Below are 18,436 nucleotides of genomic sequence, written 5' to 3' on the forward strand. Positions count from 1 at the left end.
CCGCCGCAGATGGCGAGCCTCAATTGCGGCAGCACGACACGCGCGAAGACCCGCCACGGGCCGAGGCCAAGCGCGGCCGCGGCATCCTCCAGCGCAGGGTCGAGCCGGCGCAGCGCGGCCGCGATCGGCAGATAGAGGAACGGGAAATAGGCGATGACGGAGACCAGCACGCCGGCCCAGAGCCCGTGCAGGCCAGGCACAAGGCTGATCCAGGCATAGCTGTGGACGAAAGCGGGAATGGCGAGCGGCGCAACCGACAGCCACGACCACAGCCGGTTGCCAGGCAGATCGCTGCGCTCGGTCAGCCAGGCGAGCGCGACCGACAGCACGATGGCGACCGGCACCGACACGACGACGAGCAGGACAGTGTTGATGAGGAGTCCGCCGACACGAGGACGGAAGATCAGCGCCACGACCGTTTCCCAGCCGGTCTGGATCGCCGTCCAGACGATGAAGGCAAGCGGCAGCAGCGCGATCAGCGAGACGAGGGCGGCGGCCAGCGTGATCCACGACGTGGACCGCCGGCGCTGCCTTGCGGCAGCCGGCAGGCCTGAGGGCGTGAGGTCGATCGCGGATACCATCAGAGGGAATGCATCACCAGGCTCGACGGACGCAGGCGATCCGATGAACCGCGAACGCGGCCGGAAAGGCAGCTGATCGTCATCGACGAGGCCATCTCCAAAACAAAAGCGCTCCCGCGGAAAGCGAATTCCCGCAGGAGCACGGTCGGTGTCCTTTTAGGACGAACGCGAACTAAAGCAAGCCGGCTTGCGTCATCAGGTCGATGACCTTCTTGGAGTTCAGCGTCGCCGGATCGACCTTCGGCGCCTGCAGGTCGGCCAGCGGCACCAGCTTCGGGTTGGACTCGGCACCCTTGCCGACCGCGTATTCATAGGATGTGCCGGTCTTCAGCACCTCCTGGCCGCCCTTGCCGGTGACCCATTTCAAGAAGGCCTGGGCTTCCTTCGGATGCTTGCTCGAAGCCAGCACGCCGCCACCGGAGATCGACACGAACGCGCCCGGATCCTGTTTCTTGAAATAGTGCTGCCCGATATTCTTGCTGTTCTCGCCGGTTTTCGCCTGGTCGCCGAAATAATAATAGTGGAAGATCACGCCGCCATCGATCTCGCCGGCATTGACCGCCTTCATCACCGTGTTGTTGCCCTTGTATGTGGTGGAGTTCTCCTTCATCGCCTTCAGCCAAGCAGTCGTCGCGGGCTCGCCCTTGAGCTGGAGCAGAGCGCTGACGATGGCCTGGAAATCGGCGCCGGACGGCGAGGCGGCCCAACGGCCCTTCCAGCTCGGATCGGTGAGGTCGAGCAGCGATTTGGGCAACTGGTCTTCCTTCAGCTTGTCCTTGTTGTAGACAAAGACGGTGCTGCGCGCTGCGACGCCCACCCACTTGCCGGTCGAGGGCTGGTATTCCTGCGGCACCTGCGCCAGCGTCTCGGCATCGACCGGCGCGAACAGGCCGGCCGCCTCGACGAGCGCCATCGCCGGCGAATTCTCGGTCAGGAACACGTCGGCCGGCGACGCGGCGTCTTCGGCGACGATCTGGTTGGAGAAATCGCTGTCGCCGCCATTGCGCAGCGTCACCTTGATGCCGGTTTCCTTGGTGAAGCCCTTCGCCCATTCCTTGGCGAGGCTTTCATGCTGGGCGTTGTAGACGATGATGCCGGCATCCTCGGCCAGGGCCGGACCGGCGATCAGGCTCGCCGTCAGCGCGACGGCGCCGGTAAGGGTCAAAAGGGCAAGTTTCATGGGCATCGTCCTCACATCTGGAGACAGGGTTCGGGCACGGCTGCACCTATCAATACCTGATTAGCATAGTCAACATTGTGATGCTGCTTCAATCAGTCGCCGCGCCGCAAACTTTCGTGATTTTCCGGCACTTTGGCTTGGACATTATTTCGCCGGCCACGTAACAAACCAGGGCCGAGACGCGAACATCGGGGGTACACTCTTGTGACCGGCAAGGACGAAGCCGAGCTCTCCCGGCTGCTCAGGGCCGCGATCGCGGGAGACGAAAGGGCTTATGCCGACTTTCTTCACCGGATAGCCGCCCTCGTCCGCGGCTTCGTCCGGCGCAAGATCGTTCAGGGCGGGGTCGACCCCGAGGATGTCGTGCAGGAAACCTTGCTGGCCATTCACGTCAAACGGCACACGTGGCGAGAAGACGCGCCGGTGCTGCCATGGGTCTATGCGATCGCCCGCTTCAAGCTGATCGATGCCTTCCGCCGGCGAGGCCGGCGCATCGAGGTCGAGATCGACGAGATCGCCGAGTCTTTCGCCGAGCCGGAAGCGGAGACGGTCAGCGAGCGCGACATAAACCGGGCTCTAGACGGCTTGCCGCCTGCGCAGCGCTCCGTGGTTTCCTCGATCTCGGTCGACGGCCATTCGATCGGCGAGACGGCAGCCAAGCTCGGCATCAGCGAGACGGCGGTGCGGGTGTCGCTGCATCGCGGCCTTGCCGCGATCGCCAAAAGGTTCGGACGACAGTGACATGAGAACCGAGGACCTCATCAAGGCGCTGGACGCTGATGCCCGCAACAAGGCGATGCCGCTTGGCCTGGCCTGGTGCCTGGCCGTCGGCGTGGCGGTGGTGGTCGCGGCGATGGTCTTTTTCATGACCATCGGTCCGCGCCCGGACATCATGCCGGCCATGCACACGATGCGCTTCATGTCGAAGTTCGTCTTCACCCTGGCGCTCACGGCCAGCGCCTTCGCCCTGGTCCGGGCGCTGTCGACGCCCGGTGAGGCGAGCAGGCGCGCCAAACTATGGATGCTCGCCGCGCCCGTGCTCGTCGTGATCGCCGTGATCCTGGAGCTTCTCGTCGTGCCGGAGGCGGAGTGGGGCAGGCGGCTCGTGGGCTCCAACATGATGATCTGCATGAGCTTCATCCCGCTGATCGGCATCGGCCCGCTGGCGATCTTCCTCGGCATGCTGCGCTATGGCGCGCCGACGCGGCCGGTGCTGGCCGGCGCTATCGCGGGTCTTCTGGCTGGTGGCTTGGCGGCGACCTTCTATGCCGCGCATTGCTTCGACGATTCGCCGCTGTTCGTCGCCACTTGGTACACGATCGCGATCACCTTCCTCACCGCGCTCGGCGCGCTTGGTGGGCGGCTTTTCGTTCGCTGGTAGGATCGCACACCGATCTTTAATCATGCCGGCAATTGTTTGCCGGTTAGCGGAGTGGCCGCCGCCGCTTACGCAACCATTCCTTAAAATCGATCCGCGAGGGTTGTGGCGACGCGCAGTTGCGCATTGGGTGGGATCGCATTTTGGCGTGGTTGAGTTGGAAAGGTCCGCGGGCCGGCAAGCGCGCCGTGCCCCTCTTGATGGCGGCAGGGCTCGTTACCCTGACTGCATCGGTCCTGTTGCCGGCGCTGGAGCTCGGCTCGGAGGCGCTGAGGGTCTGCCTGCAGATATCCGTCGCCGTCACGGCCGTGACGCTGTTTGTCTCGGCGCTGTTCATCCGGAAGATCATCGACGACCGCCGGCAGATCGCCGAGAGCGAGCAGCGCTTTCGCCGCGCGATGGAGGATTCGGCGATCGGCGTCGCCATCGTCGGCCTCGATGGCCGCATCCTTCAGACCAATCCCGCCTTCGCCGCGATGCTCGGCTACAGCCGCGCGGAAATCGAGGCGCTGACCTTCTTCCAGATCACGCATCCCCACGATCTGCGGATCGGCCGTGAGACGATGATCGCGCTGAACGAGGGAAAGATCGATTCCTTCCATTTCGAGAAGCGCTACCTCCGCAAGGACGGCACCCCGGTGTGGGCGCAGCTAGCCGGGTCCGTCATCCGCGATGAGGAAACCCGTCGCCCGCTTTATCTTGTGTCGCAGATCGAGGACATCGATGCGCGCAAGCAGGCCGAAGCGCGCATCGCCGAAGCCGAAACGCGCTGGAACTTCGCGCTGACCAGCGCCGGACAAGGCGTCTGGAGCCTCGACATGCGCAGGGGCGGCACGACCTACTCCGAGACCTGGGTCAGGATGCTGGGCTATGACGATGGCGAGTTGGACGGCGATCCCGACCGCTGGCTGACGATGATCCACCCGGACGACCGCGAGCGCGTCGCCGAGGCGGACCGGGCGCATCTTGCCGGCGAGACGCCTTTCTTCGAGGCCGAGTTCCGGATGCGTCACAAGGACGGCCATTGGGTCTGGATCCTCGACCGCGGTAAGACGATCGAGCGCGACGCCGAGGGCCGGCTGATACGCGCCATTGGCAGCCTGACCGACATCACCCAGCGCAAGCAAGCCGAAGAACGGCTCAAGGTTTCCGCCGCCATGCTGGCCGACGAGAAGGAGCGGCTCAGGGTGACGCTGCAGTCGATCGGCGACGCGGTGATCTGCACCGATGCCGCCAACCGCATCACCTTTATGAACCCGGTCGCCGAAAAGCTCACCGGCGTTGCCAGCGGCGAGGCGCTTGGCAAGGTGCTCGGCCATGTCTACCAGGCGGTCGACGAGGAAAGCGGGCAGAGGATCGGCCTGACGCGACCTTCGGCCGGCGATCGCCACCATTGCGACCAGAACGCCCGCGCCGTTCTCATCCGGCGCGACGACACGCGCTGCAGCATCCGCCAGGTGGTCTCGCCGATCATGAACGACCGCGACGAATTCTGCGGGCTGGTCATCGTCTTCCAGGATTTCACCGACGCGCGCGCCCTGCAGCGCCAGCTCGCCTACGCCGCCGCCCATGATGCGCTGACGGGGCTCGCCAACCGCTCGAGCTTCATCCGCACGATGGAGGAACTGGTCGATCGGTGCCGTCTCACCGGCGGCGAGCACCACTTCATGTTCGTCGACCTCGATCATTTCAAGGCGGTCAACGACACCGGCGGCCATGCCGCCGGCGATGCATTGTTGAAACGCGTGGCCGATGCGATCCGCAATGTGCTCGGGCCCGAGGACATCGTCGCGCGTCTGGGCGGCGACGAGTTTGCCGTCATCCTGAAGTCAAGCGCACCGGCACGGGCTGCAATAGCGGCGCGCTCCATCATCGATACCATCCGCAACCTGAATTTCAGCTGGGACGGTCGGCCGCATTCGATCGGCGCCAGCATCGGGCTCGCGCCGATCCGCGCCGGCTGCGGCGAGGCGGACGAGATCATCGCTCGAGCGGACGCCGCCTGCTATGCCGCCAAGGCGGCCGGACGCGGTTGCGTTTCGGCGGCCCCGGACGAAGCCTCGAAAGACGACGCGGCGCCGCTGCCGCTTGCCGCGGCATCCTGAGCGCCGCGACGGAGAGCGTTTGGTCGGGAGGATCAGCGCGTCGGCACCGGATGATCGCCGCGATAGTCGTAGAAGCCGCGGCCGGTCTTGCGGCCCAGCCAGCCGGCCTCGACATATTTCACCAGCAGCGGGCAGGGGCGATACTTCGAGTCCGACAGGCCCTCATGCAGCACCTGCATGATCGACAGGCAGGTGTCTAGACCGATGAAGTCGGCAAGCTGCAGCGGCCCCATCGGATGGTTGGCGCCGAGCCGCATCGCGGTGTCGATGGCGTCGACCGTGCCGACGCCCTCATAGAGCGTGTAGATCGCCTCGTTGATCATCGGCAGCAGGATGCGGTTGACGATGAAGGCCGGGAAATCCTCCGAAACGGTGATCGTCTTGTCGAGTCGGTTCACGAACGTCTTGGCGGCCTCGAAGGTCCGGTCCTCGGTGGCGATGCCGCGCACCAGCTCGACCAGCTTCATCACCGGCACCGGGTTCATGAAATGTATGCCGATGAAGCGCTCCGGCCGGTCGGTCTGCGCGGCGAGCCGGGTGATCGAGATCGAGGAGGTGTTGGTTGCGAGAATCGCCTCCGGATTGAGCTGCGGGCAGAGCTGCGCGTAGATCTTGCGCTTGACCGTCTCGTCCTCGGTCGCCGCCTCGATGACGAGGTCGGCAGCCGCGAGATCGGCCATGGCGGTAGCTGACGAGATGCGCGCCATCGCTTCGTTGCGCGCCTTCTCCTCGAGCTTCCCCGAACCGACCTGGCGGGCCATGTTGCCGCTGACAGTGGCGATGCCCTTCTCGATCCGGTCGGACGAGATGTCGTGGATCAGGACCTTGTAGCCGGCCAGCGCCGCGACATGGGCGATACCGCCGCCCATTTGACCTGCGCCGACAATGCCGATCGTCTCGATCTTGCTCATTACCCCGATCCCGTCTGGAGCATTTCCGCTTCTGCGACGCACGGAAACGCTCCCATCTCTTTGTTTCCCGCAATTCCGGACGCAACAACGCTGCGCCCTTTCCTGGAATTGCCTTTTTTGTTTGTCGCAATTCCCGACGGAAAACCGCTACCCACTTTTCCCGGAATTGCCCAGGCCTTTCACGGCCTGCTTTTTGTGCAGTGCAAACTAAAAGGGCGGGGCGACTTCGTCTACCCCACCCTTCGGATTTTAATATGCCTAAGCAGAACGCGTCAAAGCGCCTTTTGCAGCTCCGGCAGGATAACGAAGAGATCGCCGACGAGGCCGTAGTCGGCAACCTGGAAGATCGGCGCTTCCTCGTCCTTGTTGATGGCGACGATGACCTTGCTATCCTTCATGCCGGCGAGGTGCTGGATGGCGCCGGAGATGCCGACGGCGATGTAGAGATCGGGGGCGACCACCTTGCCGGTCTGGCCGACCTGCCAGTCGTTCGGGGCGTAGCCGGCGTCGACCGCCGCGCGGGAGGCGCCGACGGCGGCGCCGAGCTTGTCGGCGACGGGCAGGATCACTTCCTGGAACTTTTCCGACGAGCCGAGCGCGCGGCCGCCCGAGATGATGATCTTGGCCGAGGTCAGCTCCGGACGGTCGTTCTCGGAGAGCTTGTTCTCGACGAAGGAGGAGAGGCCGGGGTTCGCGGCGGCGTTCACCGTCTCGACCGAAGCCGAGCCGCCCTCGGGCGCGGCCGAGAAGGAGGCGGTGCGCACCGTGATGACTTTCTTGGCGTCGGTCGACTGCACGGTCTGGATGGCGTTGCCGGCGTAGATCGGCCGCTTGAAGGTATCGGGCGAGACCACCTCGATGATCTCGGACACCTGCGCGACGTCGAGCAGGGCCGCGACGCGCGGCGCGACGTTCTTGCCGGCCGAGGTGGCCGGCGCGACGATCGTGTCATAGGAGCCGGCGAGCGACACCACGAGCGCGGCCAGCGGTTCTGCCAGACGCTCGGAGAGCTCATCGGCTTCGGCCAGCAGCACCTTGCGAACGCCTTTCAGCTTGGCAGCGGCGTCGGCAGGGGCCTTGGCGCCCTTGCCGGCAACCAGCACGTCGACGTCGGAGCCGATCTGGAGGGCCGCCGACAGCGCCTTGGCGGTCTGGTCGGAAAGGGTTGCGTTGTCGTGTTCGGCGATGAGGAGAATTGCCATTTTTCTTGTCCTTTCCCGATCCCTTACAGAACGCCGGCTTCGTTCTTCAGCTTCTCGATCAACTCGGCGACGCTCTTGACCTTGACGCCCGCCTTGCGGCCGCCCGGCTCCTCGGTCTTGATCACCTTGAGCCGCGGCTTGACGTCGGCGCCGTAGTCGGCCGGGCTCTTCTCGTCGAGCGGCTTCTTCTTGGCCTTCATGATGTTGGGCAGCGAGGCATAGCGCGGCTGGTTGAGGCGAAGGTCGGCGGTGACGATCGCCGGCATCTTCAGCTCCACCGTCTGCAGACCGCCATCGACCTCGCGCGTAACCTTGGCCTTGTCGCCACCGAGCTCGATCTTGGAGGCGAAGGTGCCCTGCGCCCAGCCCAAAAGTGCCGCCAGCATCTGGCCGGTCTGGTTCGAGTCATCGTCGATCGCCTGCTTGCCGAGGATGACGAGGCCGGGCTTCTCGGCCTCGACCACGCCCTTCAGCACCTTGGCGACGCCCAGCGGCTCGGTCTGCTCATCCGTCTTGACCAGGATGGCGCGGTCGGCGCCCATGGCGAGCGCGGTGCGAAGCGTCTCCTGCGCCTGCTGCGGGCCGATCGACACGACGATGATCTCTTCGGCCTTGCCGGCTTCCTTGATCCGGATCGCTTCCTCGACCGCAATCTCGTCGAACGGGTTCATCGCCATCTTGACGTTGGCAAGCTCCACGCCCAGTCCGTCGGCCTTGACCCGGACCTTGACGTTCGCATCCACAACCCGCTTCACGGGCACAAGGATCTTCATTTTCCTGTCACCTCTCCTGAGATAGTCGGGCGCGCTATAGCAGTGTGCGCCTTGTCAGAGTTGTCGAAAGCCGACATTCCGGGCGGAATATCCGTCCAGTGTGGTGGGCGTTTCCGTAGTGGCGGCAATCCGGCGCGTCAATATGCACGACGCACTCAAATCGGTTCAGTCCCGAGGGGACGCCGCGCCGCGGCCCCATTGCGGCGCCGGCTGCGCCGGAGTTTCGGGGGTTGCCCCGGGCTCGGTCGGAACCGGCACCTGCTGGACCTTCGGCGTCGGGTCCGGCTCGCCGTCGGCGCCGGCAAGCAGCGGCACGCCCCGGCTGCGCAGCACCAGAACCAGAACGGCGCCGGCGATGATGCCGCCGATGTGGCAGGCCCAGGAAATCTGGTCCTCGCCGCCCGCGGCAAACATCACGATCTGGAACAGGATCCAGAGGATGAGCGGGATGAAGGCGGGAATGCGCAAGGGGATGCGGGCAAAAGCCAGCACCCACACCTTAACCCTCGGATAGAGGATCAGATAGGCGGCGACCACGCCGGCGATGGCACCGGAGGCGCCGATCAACGGCACCTGCGAATCCCAGCCAACCAACCCTTGAAAGAAAGCGCCCGCCGCCGCGCAGGCGAGGTAGAAGATCAGGTAGCGGATATGGCCGAGCGCATCCTCGACATTGTCGCCGAACACCCACAGGAACAGCATGTTGCCGCCGAGGTGGAAGATGTCGGCATGCAGGAAGGAATAGGTGAGATAGCTGAGGCTTTCGGGAATGACGACGAATTCGGGCGACAGCTCGACCTTGTCGTGGACCACCGAAGGGATGAAGCCGAGGCCGAGCACCGCGGCGTTGGTGAAGTTCTCGCCGCCAAGCGTGGTCGCGAGATAAACCAGCGCATTCACCGCGATCAGGCCGATCGTCACATATTGCAGGCGGATGTGGCGCAGCCTGTTGGTGTCGTAGAGCGGGATGAACATCGGACCCTCCCGCCATACGTCAGCGGTTCTTGCCGGGAACCCATAGCACGTCGGCATTTCCGTTGTCATTGACCGCCCGCGCCGCGACGAACAGGAAGTCGGAGACGCGGTTGATGTATTTCAGCGCCTCGCGGTTGACGTGCTCGGCAGGATGCTGCGCCAGCGCCACCATGACGCGCTCGGCGCGCCGCGCCACCGTGCGCGCCAGATGCAGGGCGGCGGCGGCCGGCGTGCCGCCGTTCAGCACGAAGGACTTCAGCGGCTGCAGGTCCTTGTTGAGAACATCGATATCCTTTTCGACACGTCCGGTCTGCGCGGCGACGATGCGCAGCGGCTCGTAGTCGAGCGGCTTGCCCTCGTCGGGCACCGCAAGATCGGCGCCGAGATCGAAAAGGTCGTTCTGGATTCGGGAGAGCATGGCGTCGATCGCCGGATGATCCTTTGCGGTGTGGACGCGCGCCATGCCGATGCAGGCATTAGCCTCGTCCACCGTGCCATAGGCTTCGACGCGCAGATCGGATTTCAGCCGCCGCTCGCCGCTGCCGAGACCGGTGGTGCCGTCGTCGCCGGTGCGGGTGTAGATCTTGTTGAGCTTGACCACGTCGCCCTCCCGGCCCGTTACTTGCGGGTGAAGTAGACGGTCAGCATGATCAGCACCAAGGCTATGAACTGCAGCAGCACGCGGGCCTGCATCAGCTTGTTCGAGGTGAAGCCGGAACCGCCGCGCATCATGTTGATGAGGCCGCGAATCAGCACGACCACGACGGCGGCCATGACGACGATTGCGAGGATGTTGAAGACGGTTGCCATGGGCGGGCTCCAGTTCGGTTTTGGTCAGGCGCGCCTGGCGAGCACGCGGTAGAGCGCTGATGCCGGCAGGATGCGCTTGAGCACCACGCCGATTCTGGCCGGCACCGTTACCACATAGTGCGGACGTGGGCGCTGTGACAGAAGCGCGTGGCGCAAGGCGGCATGAACCACTTCCGGTCCGGGCTTCAGACGCGAGACGCTGCCGCCGGCCTGCAGCCGCGCAAGCTGCGCCTGGTAGTCGGCGCGGTGGACGGAGTTCTCGACGTCGATATTTTTCAAGAACCAGGCCAGGCCGTTGCTGGCGATCTTCGAGGTCACCGGCCCCGGCTCGATCAATGAGGCATGGATACCGCTGCCTTCGAGCTCCTGGCGCATGCAAAGCATCAAGCCTTCGATGGCATGTTTCGACGCCGAATAGGCGCCGCGAAAACGGACCGGGGCGAGCCCCAGGATCGAAGAGCAGTGGACGAGGCGGCCGTGGCCCTGGCGGCGCATGACCGGCACGACACGGCGGGTCAGGTCGTGCCAGCCGAAGAAGTTCGCCTCGAACTGCTCGCGCAGCGCCTCGACGGGCAGGTCCTCGACGGCGCCCGGCTGCGCGTAGGCGCCATTGTTGAACAGCGCCGCCAGCGTGCCGCCCGTGCGCCCCAGCACGGCATCGACCAGGGCGGCGATGGAGTCGGCTTCTCGATAGTCGAGATAGAAGGCCTCGATGCCGTCCGCCTTGAGCGCGGCGATGTCGGCCGGCTTGCGCGCCGTGGCGAACACGCGCCAGCCTTCCGCCTTCAATGCCCGCGCGCAATAGGCGCCTATGCCGGAGGAGGCGCCGGTGACGATGATGCTGCGCAACTGTTCAGCGGTGGGCAACGTTGTCTGACCCCGGGGTTGCCATTTGCCGCAATCACTTCCCATATTCGCGGCGTCGACACAATCGAGCGGAGCGCGGGTCCTTGCTCAGGAATATCGTCGCCATCAAGCGCGTCCTCTACGATGCGATCGGCCATTTCACGACGGACGACGGCTGGGCGATGGCCAGCCATCTGGCAATCACCTCGCTGATGGCGCTGTTTCCGTTCCTGATCTTCGCCACGACGCTTGCGAGTTTCTTCGGCGCGCGCGCCTTCGCCGACACGGCCGTGCATCTGGTGTTCGACACCTGGCCGGAGCAGATCGCCAAGCCAATCGCGCGCGAGGTGCAGAACGTGCTCACCGTGCGGCGCACCGACCTTCTGACCTATGGCGTGCTGCTGGCCGCCTACTTTGCCTCGAACGGCATCGAGGCGCTGCGCACCTCGCTCAACCGCGCCTATCGCGTGACCGAGACGCGCGGCATCATCCACCGTAGGGTGCAGAGCATCATTTTCGTGCTGATCGCGACGGCCTGTTTTCTCGCCGTCAGCGTGCTTCTGGTGTTCGCGCCGCTGCTCGCGCGGCTGGCCGAGGCGCATCTCGAATGGATCAAGCCCTATATGGGCACGATCACCATATGGCGTTACGTCATCGCCTCGACGGTCATCGTCATCGGTCTGTTTTCGGTGCATATCTGGCTGCCGGCCGGCAAGCGTCGCTTTGTCTCGATCGTTCCGGGCATCGTCTTCACGCTGGTCGCCTGGCTGGCCGGCTCGACCATCTTCGCCACCTATCTCGACCATTTCTCGTCCTATGTGACGACCTATGCGGGGCTCGCCTCGATCATGATCGCTGTGGTGTTCCTGTACATCATCTCGGCCATTTTCATCCTCGGCGGCGAGCTCAACGCCGCGATCAGCCGCTATCTCGATGCGCGGGCGCGAGTCGGCTGAGCCCTGTTCCGGCGGGCAGTGGCCAGGCCGACGCCCAGCGTGGCGATTGCCATGCCGGCGATCTGCAGCGCATTGAGCGCTTCGCCGAACAGGGCCCAGGCGATGACGGCGGTGACGGCCGGCACCAGGTAGAAAAGGGAAGCGACCTTGGACATCTCGCCGCCCCTGATCATCACCATCAACAGGAAGATGGCGCCGACCGACAGCACCAGGACCAGCCAGGCCATGGCGAAGATGAACTCGCCGTTGACGGTGATCGTGCGCGTCTCGAAGGCGAGCGATCCGAGGATCGTCACGACGGAGCCGCCGACATACTGCCACATCGTCGCCGAAACGAGGTCGCCGCCGGAGGCGAAGCGCTTCTGCCAGATCGTTCCAGCGGCCATGCCGAGCACCGAGACCAGCGAGGCCGTCAGCGTCGCCGCGGTGACGCCGCCGCCGATCATGCCGAGCTTCGGCCAGAGCACGATAACGACGCCCAGAAGCCCGACCTCGAGGCCCGCCCAATGGCGCGGCAGGATCGCCTCGCCGAGGAATTTGCCGGCAAGCACCGCCGTGATCAGCGGCTGGAGACCGACGATCAGCGCCGATAGCCCGGCCGGCATGCCCCGGTGGATCGCCCAGAACACGCCGCCCAGATAGACGCCATGCATGAGAACGCCGGCCACCGTCGCGTGAAGCGCCTCCTCGCGGGTCGCCCGGCGCGAGCCGATGAGAACGGTCAGCCCCGCAAACAGGATCGCCGCCAGCACGAAGCGGACGGCGAGGAAGGTGAAAGGCTCCGCCCACGGCATGGCATAACGCGCGCCGATGAAGCCGGTCGCCCACAGGACGACGAAAGAGGCGGGAATGAACCGCTTGATGCTGTGCATTTTCGCGAGGGCTCTGGCTGCGGGTGAAAAGTTGATGACGGCAATTGCTCTAATGCCGTTCAATTCGGCAAGCAAAACGAAACGGTTGATCCATAAGCTCATTCGAATTCAACAAACGGTGCCAGAGGGGCATGGCGTTAAGGCACGCCGTGGGCAGACATGCTTTTGCATCTCGGTACGACTTGGCTTCTGTTCGCGGTCGCGACCGTTGCCGTCTTCGGTTTCTTTTTTGGCACTGCGCTCGATGCCATCATGAAGGACGACGGTTTCGGCTCGACCGGCAACACGCTGCTCTTCACGCTGGGGTTCTTCGTCGCAGTGATGGTCGCCAACGAGCACGGCATCACCTTCAGGGACCTCAGGCTCGCAGTGGCATGGGGCTTGAGCGGCGCCTTCATCTTCATCAGCGTGATGGCGCTGATCAAGGCCGGGCTGGCGCGCCTTTAATCAAAGCCCGACCAGCCGCCTGATCTCCTGCGGCGACGTCCCCGCATCCCGAAGTGCGGCAAGGCCGGTGTCCTTGAGGCTTTTCGACAGTTTCCTGCCGTCCGGTCCGAGAATCAGGCGATGGTGGAAGTAACGCGGCGGCGAGAGGCCCAGCAGCTCCTGGAGCAGGCGCTGCACGCCGGTGGCCGCGTACAGGTCCTGACCGCGCACGACATGGCTGACGCTCTGCAGCGCATCGTCGACAACCACGGCGAGATGGTAGCTGGTCGGGATGTCGCGCCGCGCCACGATGACGTCGCCCCAGGACTGCGGCCTTGCTTCGACGGTGTGCGTCGCAACCATGGTCCCGTCGGTGAACTCGGTCCATGACAGGGCACCCGACACCCGCGCCATGGCCGCGTCGACGTCGAGCCGCCAGGCGAAAGACGCATTCTCGGCGATGCGCCGCTTGCGCTCCTTCACGGACAAGGCCCGATCCAGCGGCGGGTAGAGCGGCACGCCGTCGGGGTCGCGCGGCCAGTCGCGGCCACGTTTCCCGGCCTCGGCAATGAAAGCGCGGATCTCGCCGCGGCTCATGAAGGCGGGATAGACGAGTTCCTCGGCGATCAGCCGGTCGAGCACAGCCTTGTATTCGGAAAAATGCTCGGACTGGCGCCGCACCGGCTCTTCCCAGGCGAGGCCCAGCCATTTCAGGTCGCGATATATGCCGGCCTCGAATTCCGGCGTGCAGCGCGTGATGTCGATGTCCTCGATGCGCAGCAACAGCCGTCCGTCCGCCCGCGCCGCCATCTGCTGGTTGAGCAGGGCCGAATAGGCATGGCCGAGATGCAATTCGCCATTGGGACTGGGCGCGAAGCGGAATGTCAGGAGCGTCATGTCTCAGGCGGCATTCGGGTTGAAAGGCGCTTTTGCCGGTTGATAGTTAGAGACCATCAATTGCCACTTCGCGGGCGCCTAGGGAACAAGCAAACGTGCAACGCATCGCCTCGCTCGACGACATTGCGGCAGGACTGGACGCGCTCTGCCTGATCGATCCGCGGCTGGAGAAGGTGCGCGGCATGGCGGGCGAGGTGCCGCTGAGGCTCTCCGAGCCGGGATTCGTCAGCCTTGCCTCGATCATCGTCTCGCAGCAGGTGTCCCGCGCCAGCGCTGATGCCATCTTCGCCCGGCTGACCAGGCTGGTCGATCCGCTGACGCCGGAGGAGATACTTGGCGCCGGCGAGGACATTTTTCGCGAGGCCGGCTTGTCGCGGCCGAAGCAGCGCGGGCTGATCGCGATCGCCGAGGCCGTGGCCGACGGGCTCGATCTTTATCACCTTTGCTCGCTCGACGCCGGCGAGGCGATCGCGGCGATGACGGCCGTGCCCGGCATCGGCCCCTGGACGGCGGAGTGCTATCTGCTTTTCGCCGCCGGCCATCCCGATGTCTTCCCTGCGCGCGATGTCGCGCTGCAGACGGCGGTCGGTCATGCGCTGGGCATCGACCCCCGTCCGCCGGAGAAAACACTGATTCGGCTGGCCGAATCATGGAGCCCGTGGCGAGGTGTCGCGTCGCGGCTTTTCTGGGCGTATTATCGGGAATTGAAGGGCAGGGATGCGGCGCCTCCTGTCGAGATCGCCAAAAAAGCATGAAAATCATGCGTTTTTGACCCTTTCGGCGAACGACAATCCGCTTCACATCCCTGTCATGTCGGGCTTACAGTATCCGCGCCGTTCGGTTCTAGAACCAAGGAGGCCAACAACGTGACGGTTGCCGTATCTCCGGATGGGCTTCCCGCGCTGGTGCTGAATGCGGACTACCGTCCGCTCAGCTATTACCCCCTGTCGCTCTGGTCGTGGCAGGACGCCATCAAGGCTGTCTTCCTCGACCGGGTCAACATCGTCGCCGAATACGAGCATGCCGTCTCCTCGCCGACCTTCTCGATGAAGCTGCCGAGCGTGGTGAGCCTGAAGGCCTATGTGAAGCCGTCCAGGCATCCTGCCTTCACCCGCTTCAACGTGTTCCTGCGCGACCGCTTTCAGTGCCAGTATTGCGGCACCACCGACGACCTCACCTTCGACCATGTCATCCCGCGCCATCGCGGCGGGGCGACGACCTGGGAGAATGTCGTGGCTGCCTGCTCTCCCTGCAATCTCAGGAAAGGCGGGATGATGCCGGCGCAGGCCAAGATGTGGCCGCTGCAAAAACCCTATCAGCCAACGGTGCATGACCTGCACAACAATGGCCGCCTGTTCCCGCCCAACCATCTGCATGAAAGCTGGATGGATTATCTCTACTGGGATGTCGAACTGGAGCCGTAGAGTTCGGCACAATCGACCAGCCACGCAAATTGTCGATCTTTGGCGCTGCCCCTCATCCGGCTGCCGCCACCTTCTCCCCGTATAGTGACGGGGGGAAGGGAACCGTCCGCGACCCCGGCACCCATTCTGCAACGTTGATGATTGGCGAAACCATTGATAACGGCGTCTTTCTCCCCGTCACTATACGGGAGAAATGCCCGGTCCCCCCTCCGCAGCTGCTGCGGAGGACGGGCAGGGCAATGAGGGGCGGCGCCGACCTTCAAATCCAGCTGCAGGCAGGGTGCCGCGAGTTCCGGGTCGCGCCGGCTCAGTCGCGCGAAAGCGCGCTGCGGAAGGCGACCACGGCGAGGATGAAGCTGGCGATGGCGTTCCAGCCGGCAAGCGACAGGCCGAGGATGCGCAAGGCCGCCTTGTCGCAGGAGGGCGGCACGAATTTGTCGAGCGCGTCGAGCACGCCCTTGCCGCCGGTGTCCACCGGGCCGGCGCCGGCCGTGCAGTCGGCGGGGCCGGGCCACCAGGCCCATTCGACGCCGGAGTGGTAGACGCCTAGATAGAGGCCGTAAAGCATCAGGAGGCCGCCGATCGCGAGCAGCCCGCGCGTCACCCAGGCCGGCGCGCGCAGCGTCGAGGCAACCACAGCTACCACCATGAGCGGCGCGCCGATGTAATAGGGCGTGCGCTGCTCCAGGCAGAGATGGCAAGGGATGTAGCCGCCGATGTACTGGAAGGCCAGCGCCGAGCCGACGGTGGCTGCCATGGCGACGGCAAGGAACAACGCGGCGCGCGTCCGCTGGCGTCCGGTGTCGGCATTCATGGTCGCTGTCATCGGTCCTGATCCGTTCGCTTGGGCTTATCCGTGGGCATATCTGACCGCGATATAGAGCAAAATAAGGGCAGCGGCGCCGGCGCTGACGATCATACCCAGGCGCTTCTCGATGAACTCCTTGATCGACTCGCCGTAGCGGCGCAGCAGCCAGGCAAGCAGCAGGAAACGGGCGCCGCGCGCCACGATCGCCAGCCCGATGAAGAGCAGCAGGTTCACGCCTATGACGCCGGAGAGAATCGTCACCACCTTGATCGGCGGCAGGTGTGCGGCGCCCGAGGTGACCAGCATCAGGATGATGAAGCCGACACCGGATGAAGTCCGCATCTGCTCGAACTCGTCGTATTTGCCGTAGAATTCGAGGACGGGCTTTGCCACGGCCTCATAGGCATAGTGGCCAATAAACCAGCCGAAGACGCCGCCCAGCACCGAGGCTACAGTGGCGATCAGCGCATAGCGATAGGCGCGTTCGGGTTTGGACAGCGCCATCGGCAGAAAGAGCACGTCGGCCGGCACCAGGAAGACGGAACTTTCGACGAAGGCGATGAAGGCCAGCCACCATTCGGCCGATTTCCTTGCCGCCAGCGACAGGGTCCAGTCGTAAAGTCCGCGAAGCATCGGCTCTCCTAATGCATGCCACCCGAAGCGCTTAGCGGTTTTGGGCAACGACAGGCAGGAAGACAAGGACCCAAAGCGCCGCAGCAGAGGGTCTCGGCACAGGTACGCCGCATGTCTAGAAAGATTTTCCGCGCCGCACAATGGCGGCGCCGCCACGAAGCCAAAAGCTGTGGCAGGGACGCGGGCGGCGCCGGCAAATCGGCAACAGGCCAGTTGACGAAAGCCCGTCCAACCGTATAGTCCGCGCCCATCCAGGCCGCCCGGCCTGAGCCCCTATGGCGGAATTGGTAGACGCGCTCGACTCAAAATCGAGTTCCGCAAGGAGTGCTGGTTCGATCCCGGCTAGGGGCACCATCCTTCGCTCTGCGAGCTCCGGATGACAGGCCACCCAAAAAGCGCCTTACCGCATATTCCCCGTATGCCCCTGCGAATATCGCCCGGGCTGCGGCCACACGGTCAGCCCATGCGGCTCCACGCCGACGCGGATCTTGGTTACGGCGCCTGACGTCGTGTCGATCAAGTAGACCTCGCTGTCGAAGCGGCCGGAGAGCCATAGCTGCTTGCCGTCGGCGCTGACATTGCCCATGTCGGGGCTGCCGCCGTCCGGGATCGGCCATTGGGCGACGACCGAGTGGGTGGTGAAGTCGATCACGGTCACGCTGCCCGGCCCGTCGGCGCGGCCCTGTTCCATCTTGTGCGAGCCGCGGTTCGAGACGTAGACCCGCTTGCCGTCGCGGCTGACGACGAAGCCGTGGGCGCCTATTCCCGTCGGAATGAAACCGATCTCCTTGAAGCTGTCGCCGTCGACCAGGAAGACGCCGTCATTCATCATGTCGGCGACGTAGAAGACCTTGCCGTCGGGCGAGAGCCTTATGTCCTGCGGCATGCCCATCCTCGACAGATCGAGATGGCCGAGCACTTTCTGGCTCTTGAGGTCGATCTTGGCCAGGCCGCCGTCGCCATATTCGCAGGTGAAGATCGCATAGGAATTGTCTGCCGCGAAATCGGCATGGTTGATGCCGGGGCAGGTCGGCGTCGGGATGATCGCTTTCAGGGCCATGGTCTGCGGATCGCGCAGGTCGAGCTGCCTCAGGGCCTCGTCGACGATGATGGCGGCGCTGCCGTCCGGCATGAAGTACATGTTGTAGGGGTCGTCGACCGGAACCTGCTTGCCGGGCTTGGCGGTCGTCGGGTCGATCGGCGTCAGGCTGCCGTTCTTGCCGGTGCCGTTGTTGGCCACCCAGAGCGTCTTCAGGTCCCAGGAAGGAACGACGTGCTGCGGCTTGCTGCCGACCAGAAACCTGTCGACTTCCTTCAGCGTCGCCATGTCGATCACCGAGACGCTGTTCGAGGAGCGGTTGGGCACATACACGCGCGGCAACGCACCTGCCGCGGCCTGGCTCATATGGCCGGCGGTGGTGTGGCTGTAGATGTTGACGGGCGGCGGCGCAGGCTCGGAGCAATCCTCGGGACAAGTATCGGCCAGGGCCCGGGACGGAAACATGGCGAGCAGGACAAGCGGCGCACAGAGGCGGGCGAAGCGCAGGAAGGTTTCGATCATTGGGAAATGCTTTGTGGTGAAGGCGGCCGGATCCGGCCATCGGATGCCTTAGCCGGTGTGCAGCCTTTCATCTAGTGGATGGAATCTAACACTTGGTG

General features: G+C 64.6%; 21 protein-coding genes and 1 tRNA gene. 8 read left to right on the forward strand and 14 right to left on the reverse strand.

What is annotated here, in order from left to right:
* Both DH10_RS11050 and DH10_RS11055 read right to left on the reverse strand, forming a co-directional pair.
* Window positions 1–581, reverse strand: a 581-nt coding sequence (locus tag DH10_RS11050; protein WP_192384717.1) for an ABC transporter permease, incomplete at its 3' end; no start/stop codon positions are given.
* A 172-nt stretch (window positions 582–753) separates the two neighbouring features.
* A complete protein-coding gene (locus DH10_RS11055) occupies window positions 754–1,761 on the reverse strand; it encodes an iron ABC transporter substrate-binding protein (RefSeq protein ID WP_192251401.1) in 1,008 nt (335 codons plus the stop codon).
* A gap of 204 nt (window positions 1,762–1,965) precedes the next feature.
* On the opposite strand from DH10_RS11055, the gene DH10_RS11060 reads away from it, so the two are divergent.
* The 3 genes from DH10_RS11060 to DH10_RS11070 all read left to right on the forward strand — a co-directional run bounded on the left by DH10_RS11060 (window position 1,966) and on the right by DH10_RS11070 (window position 5,244).
* Window positions 1,966–2,502, forward strand: a complete 537-nt coding sequence (locus DH10_RS11060; RefSeq protein WP_192251398.1) for a sigma-70 family RNA polymerase sigma factor — start codon at window positions 1,966–1,968, stop codon at window positions 2,500–2,502.
* Between the two features lies 1 nt (window position 2,503).
* Window positions 2,504–3,142, forward strand: a complete 639-nt coding sequence (locus DH10_RS11065) for an NrsF family protein (protein WP_192251395.1) — start codon at window positions 2,504–2,506, stop codon at window positions 3,140–3,142.
* 140 nt (window positions 3,143–3,282) lie between these two features.
* Window positions 3,283–5,244: a PAS domain S-box protein gene (locus DH10_RS11070; protein ID WP_246811539.1), complete on the forward strand. Its 1,962-nt coding sequence runs from the start codon at window positions 3,283–3,285 to the stop codon at window positions 5,242–5,244.
* Window positions 5,245–5,276: 32 nt separating this feature from the next.
* On the opposite strand, the gene DH10_RS11075 is transcribed toward DH10_RS11070, so the two are convergent.
* The 7 genes from DH10_RS11075 to DH10_RS11105 all read right to left on the reverse strand — a co-directional run bounded on the left by DH10_RS11075 (window position 5,277) and on the right by DH10_RS11105 (window position 10,827).
* A complete protein-coding gene (locus DH10_RS11075) occupies window positions 5,277–6,155 on the reverse strand; it encodes a 3-hydroxybutyryl-CoA dehydrogenase (protein ID WP_192251392.1) in 879 nt (292 codons plus the stop codon).
* Window positions 6,156–6,427: 272 nt separating this feature from the next.
* Window positions 6,428–7,357, reverse strand: a complete 930-nt coding sequence (locus DH10_RS11080) for an electron transfer flavoprotein subunit alpha/FixB family protein (protein WP_192251388.1) — start codon at window positions 7,355–7,357, stop codon at window positions 6,428–6,430.
* A gap of 23 nt (window positions 7,358–7,380) precedes the next feature.
* On the reverse strand, window positions 7,381–8,130 hold the full coding sequence (locus tag DH10_RS11085) for an electron transfer flavoprotein subunit beta/FixA family protein (protein ID WP_192251385.1): 750 nt from the start codon (window positions 8,128–8,130) through the stop codon (window positions 7,381–7,383).
* A 165-nt stretch (window positions 8,131–8,295) separates the two neighbouring features.
* A complete protein-coding gene (locus DH10_RS11090; RefSeq protein ID WP_192251381.1) occupies window positions 8,296–9,105 on the reverse strand; it encodes a rhomboid family intramembrane serine protease in 810 nt (269 codons plus the stop codon).
* A gap of 19 nt (window positions 9,106–9,124) precedes the next feature.
* Window positions 9,125–9,706 (reverse strand): cob(I)yrinic acid a,c-diamide adenosyltransferase, encoded by a 582-nt coding sequence (locus tag DH10_RS11095; protein ID WP_192251378.1) that lies wholly within the window; start codon window positions 9,704–9,706, stop codon window positions 9,125–9,127.
* A gap of 17 nt (window positions 9,707–9,723) precedes the next feature.
* Window positions 9,724–9,915 carry a twin transmembrane helix small protein gene (locus DH10_RS11100; protein WP_192251375.1) on the reverse strand — a complete coding sequence of 64 codons (192 nt, stop codon included), beginning with the start codon at window positions 9,913–9,915 and terminating at the stop codon, window positions 9,724–9,726.
* Between the two features lie 24 nt (window positions 9,916–9,939).
* On the reverse strand, window positions 9,940–10,827 hold the full coding sequence (locus DH10_RS11105) for an SDR family oxidoreductase (RefSeq protein ID WP_192251373.1): 888 nt from the start codon (window positions 10,825–10,827) through the stop codon (window positions 9,940–9,942).
* 38 nt (window positions 10,828–10,865) lie between these two features.
* Between DH10_RS11105 and DH10_RS11110 the strand changes: the two genes are divergently transcribed.
* Window positions 10,866–11,717, forward strand: a complete 852-nt coding sequence (locus DH10_RS11110) for a YihY/virulence factor BrkB family protein (protein ID WP_192251371.1) — start codon at window positions 10,866–10,868, stop codon at window positions 11,715–11,717.
* Here the strand turns inward: DH10_RS11110 and DH10_RS11115 are convergent.
* Window positions 11,687–12,589: a DMT family transporter gene (locus tag DH10_RS11115; RefSeq protein WP_192384718.1), complete on the reverse strand. Its 903-nt coding sequence runs from the start codon at window positions 12,587–12,589 to the stop codon at window positions 11,687–11,689. The two genes, DH10_RS11110 and DH10_RS11115, sit on opposite strands and share 31 nt — an antisense overlap.
* A gap of 159 nt (window positions 12,590–12,748) precedes the next feature.
* Between DH10_RS11115 and DH10_RS11120 the strand changes: the two genes are divergently transcribed.
* Window positions 12,749–13,036 carry a hypothetical protein gene (locus DH10_RS11120; RefSeq protein WP_192251365.1) on the forward strand — a complete coding sequence of 96 codons (288 nt, stop codon included), beginning with the start codon at window positions 12,749–12,751 and terminating at the stop codon, window positions 13,034–13,036.
* On the opposite strand, the gene gluQRS is transcribed toward DH10_RS11120, so the two are convergent.
* On the reverse strand, window positions 13,037–13,912 hold the full coding sequence (gene gluQRS, locus DH10_RS11125; protein ID WP_192251362.1) for a tRNA glutamyl-Q(34) synthetase GluQRS: 876 nt from the start codon (window positions 13,910–13,912) through the stop codon (window positions 13,037–13,039).
* Between the two features lie 95 nt (window positions 13,913–14,007).
* Here gluQRS and DH10_RS11130 point away from each other — a divergent pair, with 95 nt between their 5' ends.
* Both DH10_RS11130 and DH10_RS11135 read left to right on the forward strand, forming a co-directional pair.
* Window positions 14,008–14,667, forward strand: coding sequence for a DNA-3-methyladenine glycosylase family protein (locus DH10_RS11130; protein ID WP_192251359.1), 660 nt, complete (start codon window positions 14,008–14,010; stop codon window positions 14,665–14,667).
* 111 nt (window positions 14,668–14,778) lie between these two features.
* Window positions 14,779–15,336 carry an HNH endonuclease gene (locus DH10_RS11135; protein WP_040970486.1) on the forward strand — a complete coding sequence of 186 codons (558 nt, stop codon included), beginning with the start codon at window positions 14,779–14,781 and terminating at the stop codon, window positions 15,334–15,336.
* Window positions 15,337–15,643: 307 nt separating this feature from the next.
* On the opposite strand, the gene DH10_RS11140 is transcribed toward DH10_RS11135, so the two are convergent.
* Complete coding sequence (locus DH10_RS11140; protein ID WP_192251356.1) at window positions 15,644–16,162, reverse strand: disulfide bond formation protein B; 519 nt, start codon at window positions 16,160–16,162, stop codon at window positions 15,644–15,646.
* A gap of 24 nt (window positions 16,163–16,186) precedes the next feature.
* A complete protein-coding gene (locus DH10_RS11145) occupies window positions 16,187–16,777 on the reverse strand; it encodes a YqaA family protein (protein WP_192251353.1) in 591 nt (196 codons plus the stop codon).
* A gap of 269 nt (window positions 16,778–17,046) precedes the next feature.
* On the opposite strand from DH10_RS11145, the gene DH10_RS11150 reads away from it, so the two are divergent.
* Window positions 17,047–17,131: transfer RNA gene (locus tag DH10_RS11150), tRNA-Leu, on the forward strand.
* A 46-nt stretch (window positions 17,132–17,177) separates the two neighbouring features.
* Here the strand turns inward: DH10_RS11150 and DH10_RS11155 are convergent.
* Window positions 17,178–18,338, reverse strand: a complete 1,161-nt coding sequence (locus DH10_RS11155) for a YncE family protein (protein ID WP_192251350.1) — start codon at window positions 18,336–18,338, stop codon at window positions 17,178–17,180.
* Between the last annotated feature and the right edge of the window lie 98 nt (window positions 18,339–18,436).

Source organism: Mesorhizobium silamurunense (assembly GCF_014843825.1).
Lineage (GTDB): Bacteria > Pseudomonadota > Alphaproteobacteria > Rhizobiales > Rhizobiaceae > Mesorhizobium > Mesorhizobium silamurunense.

Excerpts from the sequence above, each read along its gene's own strand:
- DH10_RS11100 (WP_192251375.1), bottom strand. The coding sequence starts at position 9,915 with ATGGCAACCGTCTTCAACATCCTCGCAATCGTCGTCATGGCCGCCGTC.
- DH10_RS11055 (WP_192251401.1), bottom strand. The coding sequence starts at position 1,761 with ATGAAACTTGCCCTTTTGACCCTTACCGGCGCCGTCGCGCTGACGGCG.
- gluQRS (WP_192251362.1), bottom strand. The coding sequence starts at position 13,912 with ATGACGCTCCTGACATTCCGCTTCGCGCCCAGTCCCAATGGCGAATTG.
- DH10_RS11145 (WP_192251353.1), bottom strand. The coding sequence starts at position 16,777 with ATGCTTCGCGGACTTTACGACTGGACCCTGTCGCTGGCGGCAAGGAAA.
- DH10_RS11120 (WP_192251365.1), top strand. The coding sequence starts at position 12,749 with ATGCTTTTGCATCTCGGTACGACTTGGCTTCTGTTCGCGGTCGCGACC.
- DH10_RS11085 (WP_192251385.1), bottom strand. The coding sequence starts at position 8,130 with ATGAAGATCCTTGTGCCCGTGAAGCGGGTTGTGGATGCGAACGTCAAG.
- DH10_RS11105 (WP_192251373.1), bottom strand. The coding sequence starts at position 10,827 with ATGGGAAGTGATTGCGGCAAATGGCAACCCCGGGGTCAGACAACGTTG.
- DH10_RS11065 (WP_192251395.1), top strand. The coding sequence starts at position 2,504 with ATGAGAACCGAGGACCTCATCAAGGCGCTGGACGCTGATGCCCGCAAC.
- DH10_RS11115 (WP_192384718.1), bottom strand. The coding sequence starts at position 12,589 with ATGCACAGCATCAAGCGGTTCATTCCCGCCTCTTTCGTCGTCCTGTGG.
- DH10_RS11155 (WP_192251350.1), bottom strand. The coding sequence starts at position 18,338 with ATGATCGAAACCTTCCTGCGCTTCGCCCGCCTCTGTGCGCCGCTTGTC.
- DH10_RS11140 (WP_192251356.1), bottom strand. The coding sequence starts at position 16,162 with ATGACAGCGACCATGAATGCCGACACCGGACGCCAGCGGACGCGCGCC.
- DH10_RS11075 (WP_192251392.1), bottom strand. The coding sequence starts at position 6,155 with ATGAGCAAGATCGAGACGATCGGCATTGTCGGCGCAGGTCAAATGGGC.
- DH10_RS11080 (WP_192251388.1), bottom strand. The coding sequence starts at position 7,357 with ATGGCAATTCTCCTCATCGCCGAACACGACAACGCAACCCTTTCCGAC.
- DH10_RS11090 (WP_192251381.1), bottom strand. The coding sequence starts at position 9,105 with ATGTTCATCCCGCTCTACGACACCAACAGGCTGCGCCACATCCGCCTG.